General features: G+C 63.2%; 16 protein-coding genes and 1 pseudogene. 10 read left to right on the top strand and 7 right to left on the bottom strand.

The annotated features are described in order from the left end of the window. The 3 genes and pseudogenes from A9D60_RS07315 to A9D60_RS07305 form a co-directional block, all read right to left on the bottom strand. A pseudogene (locus A9D60_RS07315) lies at window positions 1–285 on the bottom strand (Na/Pi cotransporter family protein); the annotation flags it as partial. Between the two features lie 4 nt (window positions 286–289). Beyond that, complete coding sequence (locus tag A9D60_RS07310; protein ID WP_065266968.1) at window positions 290–1,063, bottom strand: inositol monophosphatase family protein; 774 nt, start codon at window positions 1,061–1,063, stop codon at window positions 290–292. 192 nt (window positions 1,064–1,255) lie between these two features. After that, a complete protein-coding gene (locus A9D60_RS07305; RefSeq protein ID WP_065266955.1) occupies window positions 1,256–2,053 on the bottom strand; it encodes a helix-turn-helix transcriptional regulator in 798 nt (265 codons plus the stop codon). A gap of 98 nt (window positions 2,054–2,151) precedes the next feature. Between A9D60_RS07305 and speB the strand changes: the two genes are divergently transcribed. Together speB and A9D60_RS07295 are read left to right on the top strand one after the other, a co-directional pair. Beyond that, entirely contained in the window at window positions 2,152–3,123 is a 972-nt protein-coding gene (speB, locus tag A9D60_RS07300) for an agmatinase (RefSeq protein ID WP_065266954.1), read from the top strand. A 25-nt stretch (window positions 3,124–3,148) separates the two neighbouring features. Next, on the top strand, window positions 3,149–4,234 hold the full coding sequence (locus A9D60_RS07295; RefSeq protein WP_065266953.1) for an extracellular solute-binding protein: 1,086 nt from the start codon (window positions 3,149–3,151) through the stop codon (window positions 4,232–4,234). On the opposite strand, the gene A9D60_RS07290 is transcribed toward A9D60_RS07295, so the two are convergent. Continuing rightward, the gene (locus tag A9D60_RS07290) at window positions 4,223–4,909 is read right to left on the bottom strand and encodes a TetR family transcriptional regulator C-terminal domain-containing protein (protein ID WP_065266952.1); all 687 of its coding nucleotides are present in this window, start codon (window positions 4,907–4,909) and stop codon (window positions 4,223–4,225) included. The two genes, A9D60_RS07295 and A9D60_RS07290, sit on opposite strands and share 12 nt — an antisense overlap. Window positions 4,910–5,151: 242 nt before the next feature. Between A9D60_RS07290 and A9D60_RS07285 the strand changes: the two genes are divergently transcribed. The 7 genes from A9D60_RS07285 to A9D60_RS07255 all read left to right on the top strand — a co-directional run bounded on the left by A9D60_RS07285 (window position 5,152) and on the right by A9D60_RS07255 (window position 14,052). Continuing rightward, window positions 5,152–6,015 (top strand): ABC transporter permease, encoded by an 864-nt coding sequence (locus A9D60_RS07285; RefSeq protein WP_065266951.1) that lies wholly within the window; start codon window positions 5,152–5,154, stop codon window positions 6,013–6,015. Between the two features lie 32 nt (window positions 6,016–6,047). Beyond that, window positions 6,048–6,863, top strand: coding sequence for an ABC transporter permease (locus tag A9D60_RS07280; protein WP_083194130.1), 816 nt, complete (start codon window positions 6,048–6,050; stop codon window positions 6,861–6,863). A gap of 14 nt (window positions 6,864–6,877) precedes the next feature. After that, window positions 6,878–7,978, top strand: a complete 1,101-nt coding sequence (locus A9D60_RS07275) for an ABC transporter ATP-binding protein (protein ID WP_083194129.1) — start codon at window positions 6,878–6,880, stop codon at window positions 7,976–7,978. 20 nt (window positions 7,979–7,998) lie between these two features. After that, entirely contained in the window at window positions 7,999–9,057 is a 1,059-nt protein-coding gene (locus tag A9D60_RS07270; protein ID WP_065266965.1) for an ABC transporter substrate-binding protein, read from the top strand. Between the two features lie 76 nt (window positions 9,058–9,133). Then, complete coding sequence (locus tag A9D60_RS07265) at window positions 9,134–11,209, top strand: oxidoreductase (protein WP_083194127.1); 2,076 nt, start codon at window positions 9,134–9,136, stop codon at window positions 11,207–11,209. Continuing rightward, window positions 11,209–12,408, top strand: coding sequence for an aromatic ring-hydroxylating oxygenase subunit alpha (locus tag A9D60_RS07260; RefSeq protein WP_065266950.1), 1,200 nt, complete (start codon window positions 11,209–11,211; stop codon window positions 12,406–12,408). Before A9D60_RS07265 ends, A9D60_RS07260 begins: the two co-directional genes overlap by 1 nt. A gap of 72 nt (window positions 12,409–12,480) precedes the next feature. Continuing rightward, a complete protein-coding gene (locus tag A9D60_RS07255; RefSeq protein ID WP_065266949.1) occupies window positions 12,481–14,052 on the top strand; it encodes a trimethylamine methyltransferase family protein in 1,572 nt (523 codons plus the stop codon). A 15-nt stretch (window positions 14,053–14,067) separates the two neighbouring features. Here the strand turns inward: A9D60_RS07255 and A9D60_RS07250 are convergent, their stop codons facing one another. Both A9D60_RS07250 and A9D60_RS07245 read right to left on the bottom strand, forming a co-directional pair. Further along, complete coding sequence (locus A9D60_RS07250; RefSeq protein ID WP_065266963.1) at window positions 14,068–15,276, bottom strand: mandelate racemase/muconate lactonizing enzyme family protein; 1,209 nt, start codon at window positions 15,274–15,276, stop codon at window positions 14,068–14,070. 13 nt (window positions 15,277–15,289) lie between these two features. Beyond that, a complete protein-coding gene (locus A9D60_RS07245) occupies window positions 15,290–16,948 on the bottom strand; it encodes a GMC family oxidoreductase (protein WP_065266948.1) in 1,659 nt (552 codons plus the stop codon). A 104-nt stretch (window positions 16,949–17,052) separates the two neighbouring features. Between A9D60_RS07245 and A9D60_RS07240 the strand changes: the two genes are divergently transcribed. Continuing rightward, the gene (locus tag A9D60_RS07240) at window positions 17,053–17,940 is read left to right on the top strand and encodes a LysR substrate-binding domain-containing protein (protein ID WP_065266947.1); all 888 of its coding nucleotides are present in this window, start codon (window positions 17,053–17,055) and stop codon (window positions 17,938–17,940) included. A gap of 43 nt (window positions 17,941–17,983) precedes the next feature. Here the strand turns inward: A9D60_RS07240 and A9D60_RS07235 are convergent, their stop codons facing one another. Further along, the gene (locus tag A9D60_RS07235; RefSeq protein ID WP_065266946.1) at window positions 17,984–19,099 is read right to left on the bottom strand and encodes a cystathionine gamma-lyase; all 1,116 of its coding nucleotides are present in this window, start codon (window positions 19,097–19,099) and stop codon (window positions 17,984–17,986) included. Between the last annotated feature and the right edge of the window lie 112 nt (window positions 19,100–19,211).

Genomic DNA, 19,211 nt, shown 5'->3' with positions numbered 1-19,211 from the left:
CGAGCCGAGATCGCCGCCCAGCACGATCGCCAGCCCGGTGGGAAAGGCCAGATAGCCGCTGGCGGCAAAGCCGGATGTGAGCAGCGCCACCGCGGCCGAGCTTTGCAGCACGATCGCCAGGACCAGCCCCATCAGCCCCGCCTGCAGGTGGCTTTGGCGCGCGGTCAGCAGCCGCTGGAACGAGGCCCCGTAGCTGCGCTCAATCCCGGTCCGCACCATGCGAACCGCATACAAAAGCAGCATCGTCGCRCCCGCGAGGCTGATCAGAAAGGTCAGTATTGCCATATGGTTATCCCTTGATCAGTGCCAGCATCTCGGCGTGCAGCGCAAGCGTTGCCGCGGCAACCACCCGGCCATCGGATGCGAGCCCGAGCGGCTGGCCGTCCCAATCGGTGATCACACCGCCCGCGGCTTCGATAACGGCGGATACCGGCAGATAGTCATAGGGCTGCAGATCATAATCGATCACCGCATCAACATGGCCCGCCGCCAGCAGCGCGTGCGGATAGCAATCATAGGAAAACCTGCGCGTCTGCCCGGCCTGCATCAGCCGGTTGAACAGCTCCGGACAGTCGCGGTGTATCTTGTCGCCCTCATTCACATAGAGGACCGCCTGATCCAGCCGGGTCCGGTCCGACACATGGATGGGCTGCCCGTTCAAAGTGGCGCCCTGGCCGCGCACACCGAGAAAGGTCTCCCCCAGCGCGGGCATGCCGATCACTCCCAGCTGCGGAATGCCGCCCTGCAGGAACCCCAGCAGAAAGCCGAACAGCGGGTGCCCCGACAGGAAGGAGCGGGTGCCGTCGATCGGGTCGATGATCCAGACCTCCGCGCGGTCCGCCCCGGCAAAGCCGTGTTCCTCACCAAAGATGCCGTGGTCCGGGAAGTGCTGTTCCAGATAGGCGCGCACCTCGCTCTCGACCGCCTTGTCGGCTTGGGTGACAGGGCTTTCGTCTGCCTTGAACTCAATCCCCAGGCGGCCGCGGAAATAGCCGCGCGCGGCCTCTGCGGCGATCCCGGCGATCCGTTTAGCGTGGTCGGCGTGGGTTTCTGTGGTGGGCATCGTTGCAGCCTTCATTCCTGAGGTCGGAGACGGTGGTTATTCGACCGGATTGACCGCTAGAATTTGTAAAAATGTGGATTTCGTCAACAAAAAAGCCCGCAAAGTGACCGGAAAACCAAAAATTCGCCCAGAGCAATTGTCTTTTCAGCACGGATTTTGGGATTTTGCGGGTTTGGTGGGGGTAAGGTTGCCCTACCCTGCGCCCGCCAGGTGCCGGGTAGCCATCGAAAACAATTCCGCCTGCGAAGCAATACCAAGCTTGGAATAGGCGTGATGGCGGTGGACCTTCACGGTGCCTTCGGCAATGCCGAGATATGCGGCAGCGGAGGGGGTGGAATGGCCCTGCAGGATCAGCTGCACCACCTCCCGTTCCCGCGGGCTGAGGACGCCGGTGCCGAAGGTCTGCATCCGGTCCTCCCAGTCTGCCGGCTGGTGGGCCGCCGCGCTGTCTTCCGCCTGTCCCCACTGGCGCCGGATGGCGGCGGCGATCAACGCGAACACCGCATTCAGCCGTTCCGTGTCGGCCGCTTCAAACCTTTGCTGGCGGGCAAACCGGGCCAGCGAAACGATAAACCAGCGCTCTTTCCCGTCTTGCACCAGGATACCGATCTCGTCACTGATGCTGATCTTTCGGTAAAAGGCGCGGTAGTATTCCGAGCGGTAAAACGCCTCCGGCGCCAGGTCCATCAGCCGGTAGGCGCCGGGGGTGCAGCCGTTGCGGCAGGCCTGGTAAAGCGGGTCCAGCAGGTAGGGGCCGCTGGCGTAGAACTCCACCGTGATCGCCGCCTGAAGCTCATCCAGATCCTGATAGAGCGGCACTGGCGGCTGCGCGCCCGCGTAGTGCGAGATGACCATCGAATCAAAGCTGCAGCATTGCGACAGGATCTGCCGCAGCGCGCCGGGAAAACGCTCTGTCGCGATGGATTCCGCCAGTGCCGTCATCGCCTTGGCCCAGCCATCGGGCAGCGGCGGGAAGATCGGGTCGTCCATTGCTATACCTAAAGATATATATCCTTGGCCAAGTTTGCCGGCATAACCGCGAAAGTCAAACTGGGTCCAAGCGAATTTTCAACATGACGGAGCCCCAAATGACCGATTCCTCCAGCGTGAACCCAGTGCAGGGTGATCTGGCCTTTACCCGCGAAAGTGACCGCGGCGTGGTGGCCGAAGCCAGCTATGCCGGTGCGCTCAGCTTCATGCGGCGGCGTTATTCGCGTGACCTCAGCAACGCCGACGTGGCGGTGATGGGGGTGCCCTTCGACCTGTCTGTGTCCAGCCGCTCCGGCACCAGGCTGGGGCCGCGGGCGGTGCGCTCGGGCTCCAGTCATATCGCCTGGTCGGCGCCCTGGCCGTGGAAGGTTGACCCTTACGAAGTGCTGCGGGTGGTCGATTACGGCGACTGCGAGTTCGACTATGGCTATCCGCACAAGGTTCCAGGTGAAATCGCCCAGGCGGCGCGGGATATTCTGGCCTCAGACACGGCACTACTGTCGATCGGCGGCGACCATTTCATCACCTACCCGCTGCTGCAGGCGCATGTGGAGAAGCACGGGCCGCTGAGCCTGATCCAGTTTGATGCCCATTCCGACACCTGGGCGGATGAGGAAGGCCGCATCGACCACGGCACCATGCTGTGGCACGCCATCCGCGAAGGGCTGGTGGACCCGGTCCGGTCTGTTCAGGTTGGCATCCGCACCCACAATCCCGACCCGCTGGGCATGAACATCATCGACGCCATCGAGGTGCAGAAGACGGGCCCGGAAGCGGTGGCGGAAAAAATCCGCGGCATCGTCGGTGATCATAAGACCTATGTGACTTTCGACATCGACGCGCTGGAGCCTGCGTCGGCCCCCGGCACCGGCACGCCCGTCATTGGCGGCCTGTCGCCTTATCAGGCGCAGGAGATCATCCGCGGGCTGGCGGGCACCGACGTGGTGGGCATGGACGTGGTTGAGGTCGCCCCGGCCTACGACATCTCCGAGATCACCGCCATCGCGGCGGCCACCATCGCCAACGATCTGCTCTGCCTCTACGCTGCTGGACCTTCCGGCCAGCGCTGAGGCAGCGCACAACAGGGAGGAAAAAATGATCAATAACAATACCATGACTGCAACCTTGCTGGCCGCCGCCCTGGCGGCGCCAGCCTCTGCCGGCGATCTGGCGATCTACAACTGGGCGGACTATTTCGGCGAAACCACCATTTCCGGTTACGAGGAGGCAACCGGGACCAAAGTCACGTTGGACTATTTCGACAGCAACGAGGTGCTGGAAACCAAGATGCTTGCGGGCGGCTCCGGCTATGACGTGGTGTTTCCCGCCGCTTCCAATGCCGAAAGGCAGCTGCAAGCAGGCGCACTGCATCCGGTCGACACCGAGCGGCTGAAGAACTACGGCAATCTGCGCCCTGAAATCCTGGCTTCGCTTGACAAGGTGCCGGGCGGGCGGCAGCTGGGTGTGCCCTATACCTGGGGCACCATCGGTATCGCCTACAACCCGGCGCTGGTGGCTGAGCGGCTGGGGGATGTGCCGGTCGACAGCTGGGACCTGCTGTTCGACCCGGCCACTGCTGCCAAGCTGAAGGACTGCGGCGTCGGGGTGCTGGATTCGCCGGTGGAAATGCTGTCGGTAACCCTGAACTACCTTGGCGCCGATCCCTATTCCGAGGACAAGGCGGATATCGCCAAAGCGCAGGATCTGCTGGCCGCTGCAGCGGAGAACGTCAGCTATTTCAACAATCAGAAACCCTCCACCGACCTGCCCGCGGGCAATGTCTGCCTGGCGGTGATGTATTCCGGGGACGCAGGAATCGCCCAGGCCCGCGCGGCGGAGGCGGGGAATGGCGTCGAAGTGCTGTATTCGATCCCCAAGGAGGGCACCCTGATGTGGATCGACCTGATGGCGATCCCGGAAGATGCGCCCAATGTGGACGCGGCTTATGCCTTTATCGATTACATGCTGCAGCCGGAGGTCATGGCCGGGGTCTCGAATGCCGTGTTCTTTGCCAATGCAAATGCGGCGGCGGATGCCCATGTGCTGCCGGAGGTGCTGTCCGATCCGGGGATCTACCCGGATGCGGCCACCCTTGCCCGCCTGTTCCCGGACAAGAGCCTGGGCGCCAAGGCGCTGCGCCAGCGCACCCGGGCCTGGACCAAGGTGAAGTCAGGAATCTGATGCCGCGGGGGCTGCGGGTGCAGCCCCCTGCCCCTGCTGGGGCCGGATCGCCCCGGCCAGCGAGAAATGCGCGGGGAACATTGCCGCCAGAAAGCGAAAGATGATCCGCGCCGCCTCTTTCCGGTCAAAGCGGTCAGGATGCAGCAGGAAATCGGTCCACATGCCCTCCAGCAGCGCCAGGGTGCCATGAGTGGCATCGCGCGCCGCACCGGAGGCATCCGGCGTTCCGGCCTCGCGCACAATCCGGGAAAAAGCGTTGTGGATCATGCCCCGCAGCCGCCCGTCACGGGTGTCCGAATGCTCGGCAATGGCGGTGCGGTTGCGGGATTCGCCGCGAAACGCATACCAGATGTTGACATTGCGCTGGTTCAGTACCCGCTCGCTGAGGTCGCCGCGCACAATCATCTCGATCCGCTCCTGCGGGCTGTCGCCTGCGGTCTGCAGCAGCGCTTCCAGTCCGTCGTAATACTCTTCCGAGGAATGATGTGCCGCGGCCTGAACCAGGTTGTCCTTGCCGCCGAAATGCAGGTGGATCATGCCGCGCGACAGGCCGGCGCGCTGGATGATCTCGCTGACAGAGGTTTCGGAAATCCCTTTTTCGGCCACCGAATCCAGCACTGCCCCGATCAGGGCCAAGCGGTTCTGCTCGCGATTCTGTTCCCGTTTTCCGGCCATCTTTCCCCTTGGATTCTGGTCGTTTCCACCGCTGTTATCCGGTTCAATCCTGTGCGGCAAGCAATGCCGCCTGCCCACTTTAGGCACAGAGTAAACGGATTCTCCAGAAAAAATGGACGTTTGTACATTTTTTACAAAATCCTGTTGACAGAACCCCCTGTCAGCCGTCAGATTTTGATGGACGATTGTCCATTTTCTAATGGCAGCACCCCGCCCGCACACCTTGCAAGCTACGGAGACACATGGCCGGATTTCTCAGAACCGAGGCTGGAAAAGGCCTGGCGCTCAGCGCCCCGGCGTCGCTTTATGTGGGGCTTTTGGTGGCTGCGCCGCTGGGCATTCTGGTCGCCTACAGCTTCTGGACCCAGACCTATGTCGAGATCGACAAGACCCTGACCTGGGCCAATTACCTGGAAGCCGCTACCGATCCGCTGGTGCGGCATCTGATGCTGCGCTCGATCCTGATTGCCGGGGCAGTGACCGCGGCGACCGTGGCGCTGGCCTACCCGATTGCCTATTTCATCGCCTTCCGCACCCACAAGAAAACCCTGTGGCTGCTGCTGATCACCATCCCCTTCTGGTCCAGCTACCTGCTGCGGGTGTTCAGCTGGAAACTGATCCTAGGCTTCAACGGAGTGATGAACTCGGCGCTGATCTCTATGGGGCTGATCACAGAGCCGCTGACCTTCCTGCTTTATAATGAATTCGCCGTGGTTCTGACCCTGGCCCATGCCTGGGCGCCTTTCGCGATCCTGCCGATCTATGTCTCGCTGCAGAAGATCGACCGCTCGCTGCTGGAGGCGGCAACCGATCTGGGCCTCACCAAGCTGGAGCGGTTCATCCGCGTCACCCTGCCCTTGACTGTGCCGGGCATCATCGCCGCCAGCCTGATCATCTTCATCCCGACCGTCGGCGATTACGTCACCCCGTCACTGGTCGGCGGCTCGCAGGGCAAGATGGTGGCGAACCTGATCCAGGTGCAGTTCGGCCCGGCCAACAACTGGCCGCTGGGCGCAACCCTGTCGTTGGTGGCGATGGCCTCGGTCGGCTTTGTCGCCATCCTGTTCGTCGTCCTGGCCACCGCTTTGGGGAGGAGGATCCGTTGAGCACTCCGGTAAGCGAACCCCTGAATAAACCGCTGAGCACTGCTGCCAGCAAGCCGCGGCGCAGACCCCTCCGCTTCCCCTGGCTGCTGGTCTATGCCATCGGCTACCTGATTTTCCTGTATCTGCCGGTGCTGCTGCTGCCGCTGTTCTCCTTCAACGACGGCACCATCGTGGCCTTCCCGATGAAGGGGTTCACCCTGAAATGGTACGCCCAGCTTGGCGAACAGGACACGCTGTTGCAGGCAATGGTGAATTCGTTGATCGTCGGTGCAGTGACTGCGCTGGTTGCCACGTCGCTGGGGCTGTTCGCCGCCCGCGCCTATGTCCGCTACCGCTTCAAGGGACGGGAGCTGTCGGAGGGGCTGGTGATGCTGCCCTTGGTCATTCCGGGCATCATCGTGGCGTCCTCGATGCTGGTGCTGTTCATCTCGCTGGGGCTGAAGCCGTCGCTGACCACGGTGATCCTGGGCCATGTGTTTGTCGCACTGCCCTTTGCGGTCTCGATCATGAAATCCGCCTTTGATGACTTCGATCAATCGCTGGAGGAAGCGGCATTCGACCTTGGCGAAAGCGTGATCGGCACTTTCCGTCGGGTGACCCTGCCGATCGTGGCGCCGGGGATTGTTGCCAGCCTGCTGGTCACCTTCACCGTTTCGTTCGACGAGTTCGTGCTGGCCTTCTTCCTGTCCGGCAATCAGCCCACCCTGCCGGTCTATATCTGGAGCCAGATCCGCTTCCCGGCCAAGCTGCCGAACACGCTGGCGCTCGGTTCGCTGCTGCTGCTCGCCTCGGTGCTCCTGCTGCTGACCGCAGAATATTTCCGCCGCCGCTCCGCCAAGTCCGCCTGATGAAGGATACGCAGATGACCACTCAAAACATCATCGAAATCTCCGGGGTGGAGAAACGGTTCGGCACGTTCACCGCAGTGCGCGACCTGAACCTGACGCTGAAGGAGGGCGAGTTCTTTTCCCTGCTCGGCCCCTCCGGCTGCGGCAAGACCACGGCGCTCAGGATGATTGCCGGTTTCCAGGACCACGATGCCGGCACCATCCGCATCGGCGGCCAGGACATGGAACATATCCCGGCCAACAAGCGCCCGACCAATATGGTGTTCCAGTCCTATGCGATCTTTCCGCATTTGAACGTCGGCGACAATGTCGCCTTTGGCCTGCGCAAGCTGAAGCTGGGCAAGGCCGAGACCGAAGAACGCGTCGCCGAGGCGTTGGAGATGGTGGAGCTGGGCGGGTTGCAGTCGCGCAAGGCAACAGAGCTGTCCGGCGGCCAGCGCCAGCGGGTCGCCTTGGCCCGCGCACTGGTGATGCGGCCCAAGGTCTTGTTGCTGGACGAGCCGCTGTCGGCGCTCGACAAGAACCTGCGCGAGGCGATGCAGTTCGAAATGCGGCGCCTGCAGCAGAAACTGGGCATCACCTTTGTCATGGTGACCCACGACCAGTATGAGGCGATGACCATGTCCGACCGCATCGGCGTGATGTTCAAAGGCCAGCTCAAGCAGGTCGACAAGCCCGAGGTGCTCTATGCCCGCCCCTGCAGCCAGGAGGTCGCGGCCTTTATCGGCGGCATGAACTTCCTGGATGCGGCTGTCACCGGAGAGATGAACGGCAAACTGCACGCTGACGTGCGGGGCTTCGGGCCGCTGTCCATCGACGTGAATCCCAATGTGGCGCGGCGCGGGCCGCAGCTTCTGGCAGGCATCCGTCCCGAACAGCTGGAAATCTCGGCGCAAAAGCCCGACGGCTACGACGGCTATCTGCAGGGCACCGTTACCAACGCGGCCTTTTACGGCGAGAACGTGCATTACCACGTCACCGCCGACGGCCTGCCGCAGCCCATCGCGGTATCGGTGCCGAACTACTTCCACACGGTTGACCACAAGCAGGGCGATCCGGTCTGGCTGGGGGTGCAGAACGCCTCTGTCATCGATCTCGGCGCCCGCGAGGCATGAGAATAAAGGGAGGAAGAATGATGAAACACTTCAAAACGGTACTGGCCGCGGCCACGGCGTTGACCGCCTCGGCGGGCATTGCATCCGCCGACGCCGCCAGCCTGTCGGTCTTTGACTGGTCCGGCTATGAGGATCAGGGATTTTACGGCGATTACGTTGCCAAATACGGCGGCGCGCCCAGCTACACCTATTTCGGCAGCGTCGAGGAGGCCTTCACCAAGCTGCAATCGGGATTTGCGGCGGATCTCGCCCACCCCTGCACCGACGGGCTGCGCAAATGGGTGGCGGCGGGGCTTCTGAAACCCATCGACACCTCCAGGATTAGCAATTGGGACAGCCTGCTGCCGCAGATCAAGGACGTAGACGGCGTCACCATCGACGGCAATACCTACATGGTGCCGTTTGAATGGGGCAACACCGGGCTGATCTACCGCACCGACCAGATCGAGGAGAGCGCTGTCTCGCTACAGCTGATGGCCGACGCCGCCTATCAGGGCAAGATCGCCATTCCCGACGCCGCATCCTCGGCCTATGCGATGGCGGCGCTGGCAACCGGCGCCTCCAGCTATACCGATATGTCGGACGAGGAATTCCAGAAAGCCTCTGATTTTCTGCGCCAGATTCACCCGAATGTGCGGTTCTACTGGTCCGATGCGGGCCAGCTGGATCAGGCCATCGCCTCGGGTGAGGTGCTGATGGGATGGGGCTGGAACCAGTCGGAACTGAACCTGATCTGGAACGAGACGCCGGCCAAGATGATGCGCGACGTGGACAAGGGTATTGCCACCTGGGTCTGCGGCTATGTGCATCTGAATTCTTCGACCCAGAGCGATGAGCAGGTCTATGATATGCTGAATGCGCTGAGTTCTGAGCCCAGCGGCAAATACATCATCGAGAACTGGGGCTATGCCCATGCCAATGCCGAAGCCTTCAAGTCCGCCGATCAGAGCCTGATTGAAACCTACGGCTTTGCGGACGTCGACAAGTTCTTCGAGGGCAGCCTGTTCTTTGATGCGGTCAATCCGGAGCTGGAAGGCCGGATGCTGAAGGAATTCGAGCGTATCAAGGCCGGGTTCTGATTCCCGCAAGCGGCGGGCCCTGACGCCCGCCGCCCCGCCAAGACCAAACAATCAAGACACAAAAGGATGTGCCAGCATGCCAGGCGCAAATGGGTATTCCATTCTGTTCGAGCCGGTGAAGATCGGCCCCGTCACGACCCGGAACCGCTTTTTCCAGGTGCCGCATTGCACCGGGCTGGGCCATGTCCGCCCGCAGGCAGAGGCAGCGGTGCGCGCGATGAAGGCGGAGGGAGGCTGGTCCGTGGTCTCGACCCAGGAGACAGAGATCCACCCGACCTCTGATCTTGGCCCTTATGCAGAGCACCGGCTGTGGGATAAGCACGACATCCCGGCGCTGCAGCTGATGACGGAACAGGTCCACGCCAAGGGATCGCTTGCAGCGATCCAGCTGGCCCACAACGGCCACCACGCCACCAACCACCTGACCCGCGCCCCGGCGCTGGGGGTCACGGACCGGCCGATTGACGTGGCCTATCCGAAACAGGCCCGTGCCATGGACAAGCAGGACATCCGCGACCTGCGCCGCTGGCACCGCGATGCTGCACTGCGGGCAAAGGAGGCAGGCTTTGACATCGTCTATGTCTACGCCGGCCACCAGATGACGCTGCCGCATCATTTCCTGCTGCCTCAGTACAACATGCGCAGCGATGAATACGGCGGCAGCCTCGAAAACCGCGTCCGCCTGACCCGCGAACTGCTGGAGGACACCCGCGAAGTGCTGGAAGGCCACTGCGCTGTCGCCTTCCGCTTTGCCGTTGACCAGATGATGGGCGCAGATGGCATGCAGGCCAGCGAGGAAGGCCGCGCAGTGGTGGAAATGCTGGCGGATCTGCCCGACCTCTGGGACGTGAACGTTGCCGACTGGAGCAACGACAGTATGACCACCCGGTTCCAGCCCGAGGACGGCTACCAGATCCCCTACACCGATTTCGTGAAGCAGGTGACGAACAAGCCGGTGGTGGGCGTCGGCCGATTCACCTCGCCCGACCTGATGGCCTCGCTGGTGTCCAAGGGCGTGCTGGATCTCATTGGTGCCGCCCGCCCCTCGATCGCCGACCCCTTCCTGCCCAAGAAGATCGAAGAAGGCCGGATCGAGGAAATCCGCGAATGCATCGGCTGCAATATCTGCGTCTCAGCGGACAATCTGGGCGTCCCGATCCGCTGCACCCAGAACCCCACCATGGGCGAAGAATGGCGGCGCAAATGGCATCCGGAGGTGATCGCCCCCAAGCAGCAAGAAGAGGCTGCGCTGGTAGTCGGCTCCGGCCCCGCGGGCCTGGAATGCGCCATGCAGCTGGCCAGGCGCGGCTATCAGGTGACGCTGGCCGAAGCCGCAGAGGAATTTGGCGGGCGGGTGCTGAAGGAAAGCAAGCTGAAAGGGCTGTCCGCCTGGAAACGGGTCGCCGACAACCGTCTGTGGAACTTGCAGCAGCGCGGCAACGTRCAGATGTTCACCGGCAGCAAACTCGGCGCTGCTGATGTTGCAGAACTTGGCATCCCCAATGTCTTCCTTGCCACCGGCAGCACCTGGCACCGCGACGGGCGCGGGCGCACCTCACCGCAGCCCTTGGAGATCAAGGGCATGCCCGTGTTCACTCCTGATGACGTGATGGAGGGCGCCCTGCCGCCGGACAATGGCCCGGTGCTGCTTTATGACGACGATCAGGGCTATATCGGCGGAGTGCTGGCCAGCCATCTGGCCGCCGCAGGCCGCAAGGTGGTGCTGGTGACGCCTGGCGCCATCATCTCGGCCTTCACTGATCTGACGCTGGAACAGCACCGGGTGCAGGCGGAACTGCTGGAAGCGGGTGTAGAGATCATCCCGCTGCAATCCCTGCAATCGGCGGATGCCACCGGCGCAGACCTGTCCTGCGTCTACACCAGCCGCAGCCGCCGCGTGAATTGCGCCAGCCTGCTGATGGTCACCTCCCGACAGCGCGATACCGTGCTGTTTGATGAGCTGAAAGCAAACCACGCGGACAGTTTCACCACGCTGGAGCTGATCGGCGATGCCGCCTCCCCCGGTCTGATTGCCGATGCGGTCTTTGCCGGCCATCTGGCGGCCCGCAATTTCGAACGCGACCCGGCGGCGGCGGATGCCGACTGGTTCCGCCGTGAACTGATTTCCCTCGAAGACATGGGAGGCGCATGATGCCCAAAGACGACCTGCAAGTGATGCGCGAGCTGATGGAGAGCCACCGCGACGGCTTTGCGCTGGACCGGCATTTCTACACCTCGAAAGCGGTCTATGACCACGACATCAAGATGTTCTGGAACCGCAACTGGATCTGGGTGGGCCATGTCAGCCAGATTGCGGAGCCTGGCGACTATTTCCTGTTCGACTACGGCCCGGAGTCGGTGATCGTCGTGCGCGACCGCGAGGGCGGCGTGCGCGCCCATATGAATGTCTGCCGCCACCGCGGCTCCCGTGTGTGTTTGGAGAAACAGGGCACCGCGCGGGTGTTCTCCTGCCCTTACCACGCCTGGACCTTTGGCCTCGACGGGCGGCTGCGCGGCGGCCGCGCCATGGGGCCGGATTTTGACCCCGCCGAATACGGGCTGTTCCCGGTTCAGGTGCAGATCTTTCAGGGTCTTATCTTCATCTGCGCCGATGAAAACCCGCCGCCGCTGGCGGGCAGCCTGGACCGTTTGGCGCCGCTCTCCGCACCGATGCAGCTGGAGAGCTTGAAGCTTGCGCATGAGGCCTCCTATCCGGTGCCTGCCAACTGGAAACTGGCTCTGGAAAACTACCTGGAGTGCTACCATTGCGCCCCTTCGCATCAGGAGTTTTCCCGCAGCCACTCGCTCAAGGATCCGGCGGATGTGGCGAAATACGGCGCGGACTTGCGTGAACGCTCCGCCTCCATCGGCCTGCCGGTGGAAGAACTGGACCTGACCGGCCCCAACGCACAGGCACCAGGCTCGGACGTCTACTGGCGCCGCTATCCGCTGTTCCCCGGCTACCAGACCGGTAGCAAGGACGGCGAACCTCTGGCGCCGCCGCTGGGGCAGCTCAGCGGCCACGACGGCGGGGCCACCGATCTGGCAATCGGCACGCTGAACTACTTCCTGATCTATGCCGACCATCTGGTGGGCTACCGCTTTGTCCCCCGCGGGTTGCAGGAAACCGACATTCAGATCGCTTGGTACGTGCGCGGCGATGCCGAAGAAGGGCGCGACTATGAAAAGGAAGCCCTCACATGGCTGTGGCATGTCACCTCGCTCGATGATGAACGCATCATCCGCCACAATCAGGAGGGCGTGAATTCGCACCGTTTCGCGCCCGGCCCGCTGTCCGAGATGGAATGGAGCCTGCCCGGCTTTTACCGCAGTTATTTCAACATGATCTGAGCCATCGAGGCCCTAAACTCTACTGCAGGCCGTGCCCGCGGCCTGCCCTGATCCCATCCCGGAGACCGCTATATGGTTGACGTCACCAAGACCCGAACCCGGCGCCGCAGCGGCGGTCGCGATGCCCGCGCCGCGGCCCGCACCCAACCTTCCGCCAGCCAGGCGATCTGGCCCGGCATTTCCGGCGGCCGCTACCGGCCCTTGTCGGATGCCGACATGCAGAAGATCCATAACGCCGCGCTGACCATTCTGGAACGCACCGGCATCGGCGACCCGACGGAGGAGCTGCTGGATCTGGTGCTGCCCAAGGGCACCATCCTCAGCGAACACGGCCGCCTCTGCTTTCCCCGCGCGCTGATGGAGGACCTGCTGGCCGGTGCGGCCGATGAATTCTACGTCCACGCCCGCGGCAGCCGTGCAGGCAAGGACGACATGCACTGCACCAAGGACAAGGTCTACTACGCCAACTCCGGCACCGCGGTGACGACCTTTGACGCGGCCAGCCGCAGCTACCGTCCCTCCACCATCCGCGACGTCTATGACTTCACCCGGCTGGTGGACCGGCTCGACAACATCCACATGACCGGCGACACCGTGCTGGGCACTGATGTGCCGCAGGATTTCGAGCATGACATGTCGATGCTCTACTCCATACTGGCGGGCAGCGAGAAGCCCTCCTGCCTGACCTTCCGCGACCGTTCCCACATCAAGCCTGCAATTGAGATGTTCGACATCGCGTCGGGCGGCGAGGGCAAGTTCCTGCAAAGACCCTCGGTGATTTTCGGCGGCTGCCCGATCGTGTCGCCGCTGCGGCTGGGGCGCGAGAACCTGGAGATCATGATCGACACCGCCAAGCTGGGCCTGACCTGCGATCTGGCGGTGCCGCCGCAGGCTGGTGCGACCTCCCCTGCCCCGCTGGCCGGCACACTGGCGCAGGCGGTGGCTGAGACGTTGTCCTGCGTTGCCATCGTCAACCTGATCAACCCCGGCACGCCGGTGGTGTTCGCCGCTTGGCCCTTCATCACCGACCTGCGAACCGGGTCGTTCACCGGCGGATCGGGCGAGCAGGCGCTGATCGGCGCTGCCGCGATCCAGATGGGCAATTTCTACAATCTGCCCACGTCCGTAGGCTGCGGCATGACCGATTCCAAGATCCCCGACGCCCAATACGGACTGGAAAAGGCGCTGACCTTCAGTCTTGCGGCTCACGCCGGCGCCAACCGCCTGTGCGAGTTCGGCGGCATGGTCGGCTCGCTGATGGGCTGTTCCTTTGAGTCGATGGTGATCGACAACGAGGCCGCCGGCATGATCTCCCGCACCTTGCGCGGGATCGAGGTGAGCGACGACACCCTCTCGGTCGATGTGATCCACGACTGCGCCACCGGACCGGGCCATTTCCTCGGCAACACCCAGACGCTGCAGTATATGGAGACGGAATACGTCTATCCCGACCTGATGGACCGGGAGCTGACCGACACCTGGGAAAAGGCGGGCAAGCAGACCATGTTCGACCGCGCCCGCGAAGTGTCGGACAGGATCCTGGGCGAGCACTATCCGAATTACTTCGGGAGCAAGCTCGACGCGGAGGTCCGCGCCAAATTCCCCGTCAAACTGCCGCCGGAGGCGATGCGCCCCGGCAGATAATGCCGGGGGCCGCGCTTATTGAACCACCGGCTCCTGCGCCAGCTCCAGATGCAGCTTGCTGCCGGTATAGGGGCTGGCTGCGATGGCTGCGTCGTCCAGCTCCACCCCCAGGCCCGGCTCCTTGGAGGGGATCACATAACCGTCCTCCCAGGTGATCGCGGACTTGAGACAGGACATATAGGGGCCTTCAAAGGTGCCGATCGACTCGAGGATCAGGAAGTTCGGGCTGCAGGCCGAGATCTGGATGTTCGCGGCCGCCACCACCGGCCCGCAGTAAAGATGCGGCGCGATCTGGGCCTGCCGGGTTTCGGCCATGGATGCGATTTTCTTGGCTTCCAGCAGGCCGCCGACCCGCCCCAGGTCCATCTGCAGGATCGAGGCCGCCCCGGTCTCCAGCACGCGGGCGAATTCGTGCTTGGTGCACAGGCGCTCGCCCGTCGAAATGGGAACCGAGGTGAACCGCGCCACCTCTGCCATATCGGCGGGGTTTTCCGGCGGCACCGGCTCTTCGAACCACAACGGCTCATAGGGTTCCAGCCGCCGTGCCATCCGCTTCGCGCCGGAGACGGTGAACTGGCCGTGGGTGCCGAACAGCAGGTCCGCCCGGGTGCCGACCGCCTCGCGGATGCGCTTCACGAACATCTCGCTGCGCTCCAGGTCCTCCAGCCGAGGCTGATGGCCGTCATAAATTGTATATGGCCCGGCCGGATCGAACTTCACTGCGGTGAAGCCCTTTTCGACCTGCACCAAAGCCGCCTCCGCCGCCAAGTCCGGGTCGTTGTATACATTGGGCGTGTCCGGGTCCGGGTACACATCGCCTTCTGCTGGATACAAATACGTATAGCTGCGCAGCCGCTCATGCACCTGGCCGCCCATCAGCTCATATACCGGCTTGCCCGCGGCCTTGCCGATGATGTCCCAGCAGGCCATTTCCAGACCGCTCAAGACCCCCATCACCGTCACATCGGGCCGCAGCGTATAGCCCGCGCCATAGGACTTGCGCCACAGCTTCTCGATATGATGCGGATCGCAGCCTTCGAACTGGCGGGCAAACATCTCCTCCGCCATGGCGCAGCACAGGTCCGGACCGAAGGTCGCGTTGTATATCTCTCCCACCCCGGTGGTGCCGCAAGCGGTGGTCAGGCGCACAAAAATGAAATAGCGCCCGCCGTGGCGCGGCGGCGGGTTGCCGAAAACAAAGGTTTCAATCTTATCGAGCTTCATCTGAAAATCCCTGTCATTCAGCCGCCAAGGGCCTGTTTTCATTGTCATCCAGCACCATCTGCGCGCCGCGGGCGGCCAGCATCATGGTCGGTGCGTTGGTGTTGCCGGAGGTCACATTCGGAAACGACGAGGCATCAATCACCCGCAAACCCGCAACCCCATGCACCCTGAGCCGCGCATCCAGCACCGAGTCGGTTGCAGTATGCCCCATCCGGCACGTGCAGCTTGCATGAAACACGCTGCCCGCGCGTTCGCGGAAGTTTTCCAGCAGCGCCGCGTCATCCCTCCCGGCGATATCCGGCACCCGCCGCTCCCGCGTGACCCGCTTCATGGCGGGGGTTGCTGCCAGCGCCTGCAGCAAGTGGCTGGCGCGGATGGCGGTTGCCTTGTCTTCCTCCGCCGACAGCGAGTTCGGCTCGATCAGCGGTGCCTGGCCTGGGTCGGCAGATTGGATAGTGATCTGCCCGCGGCTGACCGGGCGGCTCGGCTGTACACACAGCAGGAAGCCATTGTCCTTATCGATCTGCGGCTTGCCGTTTGCCTGCGTCGAATAAGACGCCGGGTTGCAGTAGACCTGCACATCCGGCAGCGCCGCACCCTGCGTGCGGACAAAACCACTGCACTGGTTCACTGGCACGCTCAGCGGTCCCTTGCGGGTCAGCACATACTGCAGGCCAGCCTTCATCTGCCCGGCAAAACTGCCCAGCCGGTCGTTCAGCGTCGCAGTATTGGCCCAGAAGAAATGCGAAACCGCCAGATGGTCCTGCAGCCCCTGCCCCACTTGCGGCAGGTCATGGGCAACCTCGATCCCGTGCCGCTGCAGCAGCGCGGCTGGGCCGATGCCAGAGAGCTGTAAGAGCTGCGGAGAGTTCACCGCACCCGCGCTCAAGATCACTTCGCGCGCCGCCATGGCGGTTTGCGCCTGCCCTTTCACCCGGAAGGCCACGCCGGTAGTCCGCCCGCCCTTGATCAGCACCTTCTCAACCAGCGCGCCGCTGATCACGGTCAGATTGCCGCGCTTCATCGCAGGCCGCAGGAACGCATCCGCCGAAGACCAGCGCCACCCGTCCTTTACCGTGCTGCGCACGTAACCCATGCCCTCGCCTGGCAGCGTGTTGGCCCCATCTTCCGCCTCCGCATTCATGTCCGGCAGGAACGGCCAGCCCATGTCCTGCCCGGCGGCGAGAAAGTTCCTGGCAAAGGGATGCATCCGCTCGCTGAGGTCGGTAACGCGCACCGGCCCCGTCCCGCGCAAGCGGCGGCGGCCCTGATGCCATTCGTCGTTTGTTTCCAGCGCCTCATAGCTGCGGCGCACGTTGTCCCAGCCCCAGCCGGTTGCGCCAGCGGCCTCCCAATCGTCGAAATCATGCGGCAGGCCGCGCACATAGGCCATTGCGTTGATCGAGCTGGAGCCGCCCAGCACCTTGCCCCGCGGCCAGTAGGCCGCGCGCCCGTTCAGCCCCGGGTCCACCGCTGCGGAGTAACGCCAGTTCACCTTGGGGTCCGAGAAGGTGAAGCCGTAACCCACCGGGATCTTGATCCAGAACCGCCGGTCGCTGCCGCCGGCTTCGATCAGCAGCACCTTGTAGCGGCCATTGGCAGTCAGCCGGTCGGCGAGCACGCAGCCGGCCGAACCAGCGCCCACGATGATGAAGTCGAATGTCTGCGCCATGGCACGCCTGATCCGTTGAGTTCCCGCCAGATTGCGCAGCGCGTATGATATAAATCAAACAATGTGTTTTGCCCCTATGGCCTAACTGTGTTTAAAGCTAATTCATGACCGACCTGCCCCATGTCACCTGGCTCAAAGCCTTTGAAGCCGCCGCGCGGCTGAACAGTTTCTCCGCCGCGGCTGAGGAGCTGGGCCTGACCCCTGCCGCCATCAGCCAGCAGATCCGGCTCTTGGAGAAACACCTGAACACCCAGCTGTTCAAACGCCTGCCACGTGGTGTCGCACTGACCGACACCGGCCAGGCCTATGCCCAGCCGATCCGCAAATCCTTCATCGACATGCAGCAGGCCACCGCCGGCCTGTTCGGCAAGAAACGCAAGCGGGTGGTCAGGGTGCGGGCCTCGATCTCCTGCGCGGCGCTGGTCATCGCGCCCCAGCTCGGCCGTTTTCAGGCGGCGCATCCGGATATTCTGGTAGAACTGACCACCTCGGTCTGGGCCAACCGGTTTGACGAGGAAGGTCTAGACATCGACATCCGCTATGGCGGCGACTGGCAGGAGAGCGAGGTTCTGCATCTGGGCCACGAAAACGCTGTGCCTGTCTGCAGTCCCGGATATCTGCGGGACCTGGGTGGCAGCCCCTCCATCCATGATCTGGCCGGATCCGATGTGGCGCAGATCTTCGGCTCGGAAACCGACTGGGGCCGCCTGTCGGAGCTGCACGGGCTGAACCTGCAGACACCGGCGGACTGGCTGAAGGCGGATTCATCCCTACTGGCGCTACAGACCATCGCGGCAGGCCACGGGGTGACGATGGTGCTGGAAAGTTTTGCCAGACAATACATCGAGCAGGGGCTGGTGGTTGTTCCGACCGCTTACAAACTGCCGAAACGGCGCTCGCATTACATCGTGATCAACGCCAGGGCGGGTCAGCGGGAGGAGGTCAAATCCTTTTGCAATTGGCTCATGGCCCTGTATCACGCGCTGGTCTGAAGAGGTTTTCCACCCGTTTTTTGCTGCGGCAGTTGTGGCTTTGCTATTCCAGCAGAGCATCCAGAGACGCGGCCATCGCGCTCCACAATTCCTCTGCCGGTTCGGTGCCAACCGAGATGCGGATAAACCCCGGCGCCACGGCATCGCCCCAGCGGGCGCGGCGCTCAGCTGAGGTATGCACACCGCCGAACGAGGTTGCGGAGCGGATCAGCGGGCAGGTGTTGATGAAGGCATCCGCTTGTTCCGCGCCGTCCAGAGTGATGGAAATCAGAAATCCAAACCGCGCCATCTGCTGTTTCGCCAGCTCAAACGAGGGGTCGGATTTCAGCCCCGGAAAGCGGATCGCCTGCACCAGCGGATGCGCTGCCAGCCGTTCGGCCAGCACTTCAGCGGTGCTGCACATGCGGTCGAAGCGCACGTCCAAAGTTTCCAGCCCGCGGTGCGCCAGCCAGGCCTCCTGCGGGCCGGGGATGCCGCCGCCGAACTGGCGCCATTCGCGCGCGGCCTGCAGCACATCCGCATTGCGGGTCGCCAGATGCCCCATCAGCACGTCGGAATGGCCGCCCGGCGCCTTGGTGTCGGAGGCGACGACCACATCGGCCCCCAGTTCCAGCGGCCGCTGGCCCAGCGGGGTCATGGTGGTGTTATCAACGATCAGCAGCCCGCCCGCCGCATGCACCGCGTCCGCAACCGCACGCAGGTCGCAGAGGTCCAGTCCGGGATTCGAAGGTGTTTCCGCAAAGACAACGTCAAAGCCATCGAATCCGCCCTCAGCAAAACCGGTGGTCGGTCGCTGGTGCACCTCGACGCCAAGGTCTTGCAGGAACCGCTCGCTCAGGCGTCGGGTGACGTAATACCCGTCCGAGGGGATCAGCAGCTTTGACCCTGCTTTCAGGGTCGCAAACAGCGCTGCTGAGATCGCCGCCATGCCTGACGGAAACGCCAGCGCAGGCGCGTGCTCCAGATAAGCCAGCACATGCTCCAGGTGCTCCCAGGTGGCATTGTCCACCCGGCCATAGCTGGGGCCGCCGGTCCAATCGCCCGGCAGGTGGTACATGGAGCTTTGGGTCAGCGGCAGTGCCACCGGATCGCCCTCGGACAGCGTGTTGCCGCGCAGGTGCAGCATGGCGCCGGGTTTGGGAGCGGTAGGGGTGTCCATTTGGGGCGCCTTTCCTGACTGCGGGTTTCGCAAATTCATAGCGGGCGCCAAGTGAAAGAGACAAGGCCGGAAACACAATGATCCCGGCCTTCGGCTCTATCTGCGTTTTGGC

The sequence above is a fragment of the Leisingera sp. JC1 genome (assembly GCF_001679925.1).
In the GTDB taxonomy this organism is placed as follows: domain Bacteria; phylum Pseudomonadota; class Alphaproteobacteria; order Rhodobacterales; family Rhodobacteraceae; genus Leisingera.
Note: the sequence above shows the minus strand (reverse complement) of the source record. Positions and strands in the feature narration are given on the sequence as shown.

Excerpts from the sequence above, each read along its gene's own strand:
- A9D60_RS07235 (WP_065266946.1), bottom strand. The coding sequence starts at position 19,099 with ATGGACACCCCTACCGCTCCCAAACCCGGCGCCATGCTGCACCTGCGC.
- A9D60_RS07305 (WP_065266955.1), bottom strand. The coding sequence starts at position 2,053 with ATGGACGACCCGATCTTCCCGCCGCTGCCCGATGGCTGGGCCAAGGCG.
- A9D60_RS07310 (WP_065266968.1), bottom strand. The coding sequence starts at position 1,063 with ATGCCCACCACAGAAACCCACGCCGACCACGCTAAACGGATCGCCGGG.
- A9D60_RS07245 (WP_065266948.1), bottom strand. The coding sequence starts at position 16,948 with ATGGCGCAGACATTCGACTTCATCATCGTGGGCGCTGGTTCGGCCGGC.
- A9D60_RS07260 (WP_065266950.1), top strand. The coding sequence starts at position 11,209 with ATGCCCAAAGACGACCTGCAAGTGATGCGCGAGCTGATGGAGAGCCAC.
- A9D60_RS07275 (WP_083194129.1), top strand. The coding sequence starts at position 6,878 with ATGACCACTCAAAACATCATCGAAATCTCCGGGGTGGAGAAACGGTTC.
- A9D60_RS07255 (WP_065266949.1), top strand. The coding sequence starts at position 12,481 with ATGGTTGACGTCACCAAGACCCGAACCCGGCGCCGCAGCGGCGGTCGC.
- A9D60_RS07295 (WP_065266953.1), top strand. The coding sequence starts at position 3,149 with ATGATCAATAACAATACCATGACTGCAACCTTGCTGGCCGCCGCCCTG.
- speB (WP_065266954.1), top strand. The coding sequence starts at position 2,152 with ATGACCGATTCCTCCAGCGTGAACCCAGTGCAGGGTGATCTGGCCTTT.
- A9D60_RS07240 (WP_065266947.1), top strand. The coding sequence starts at position 17,053 with ATGACCGACCTGCCCCATGTCACCTGGCTCAAAGCCTTTGAAGCCGCC.
- A9D60_RS07270 (WP_065266965.1), top strand. The coding sequence starts at position 7,999 with ATGAAACACTTCAAAACGGTACTGGCCGCGGCCACGGCGTTGACCGCC.
- A9D60_RS07250 (WP_065266963.1), bottom strand. The coding sequence starts at position 15,276 with ATGAAGCTCGATAAGATTGAAACCTTTGTTTTCGGCAACCCGCCGCCG.
- A9D60_RS07290 (WP_065266952.1), bottom strand. The coding sequence starts at position 4,909 with ATGGCCGGAAAACGGGAACAGAATCGCGAGCAGAACCGCTTGGCCCTG.
- A9D60_RS07285 (WP_065266951.1), top strand. The coding sequence starts at position 5,152 with ATGGCCGGATTTCTCAGAACCGAGGCTGGAAAAGGCCTGGCGCTCAGC.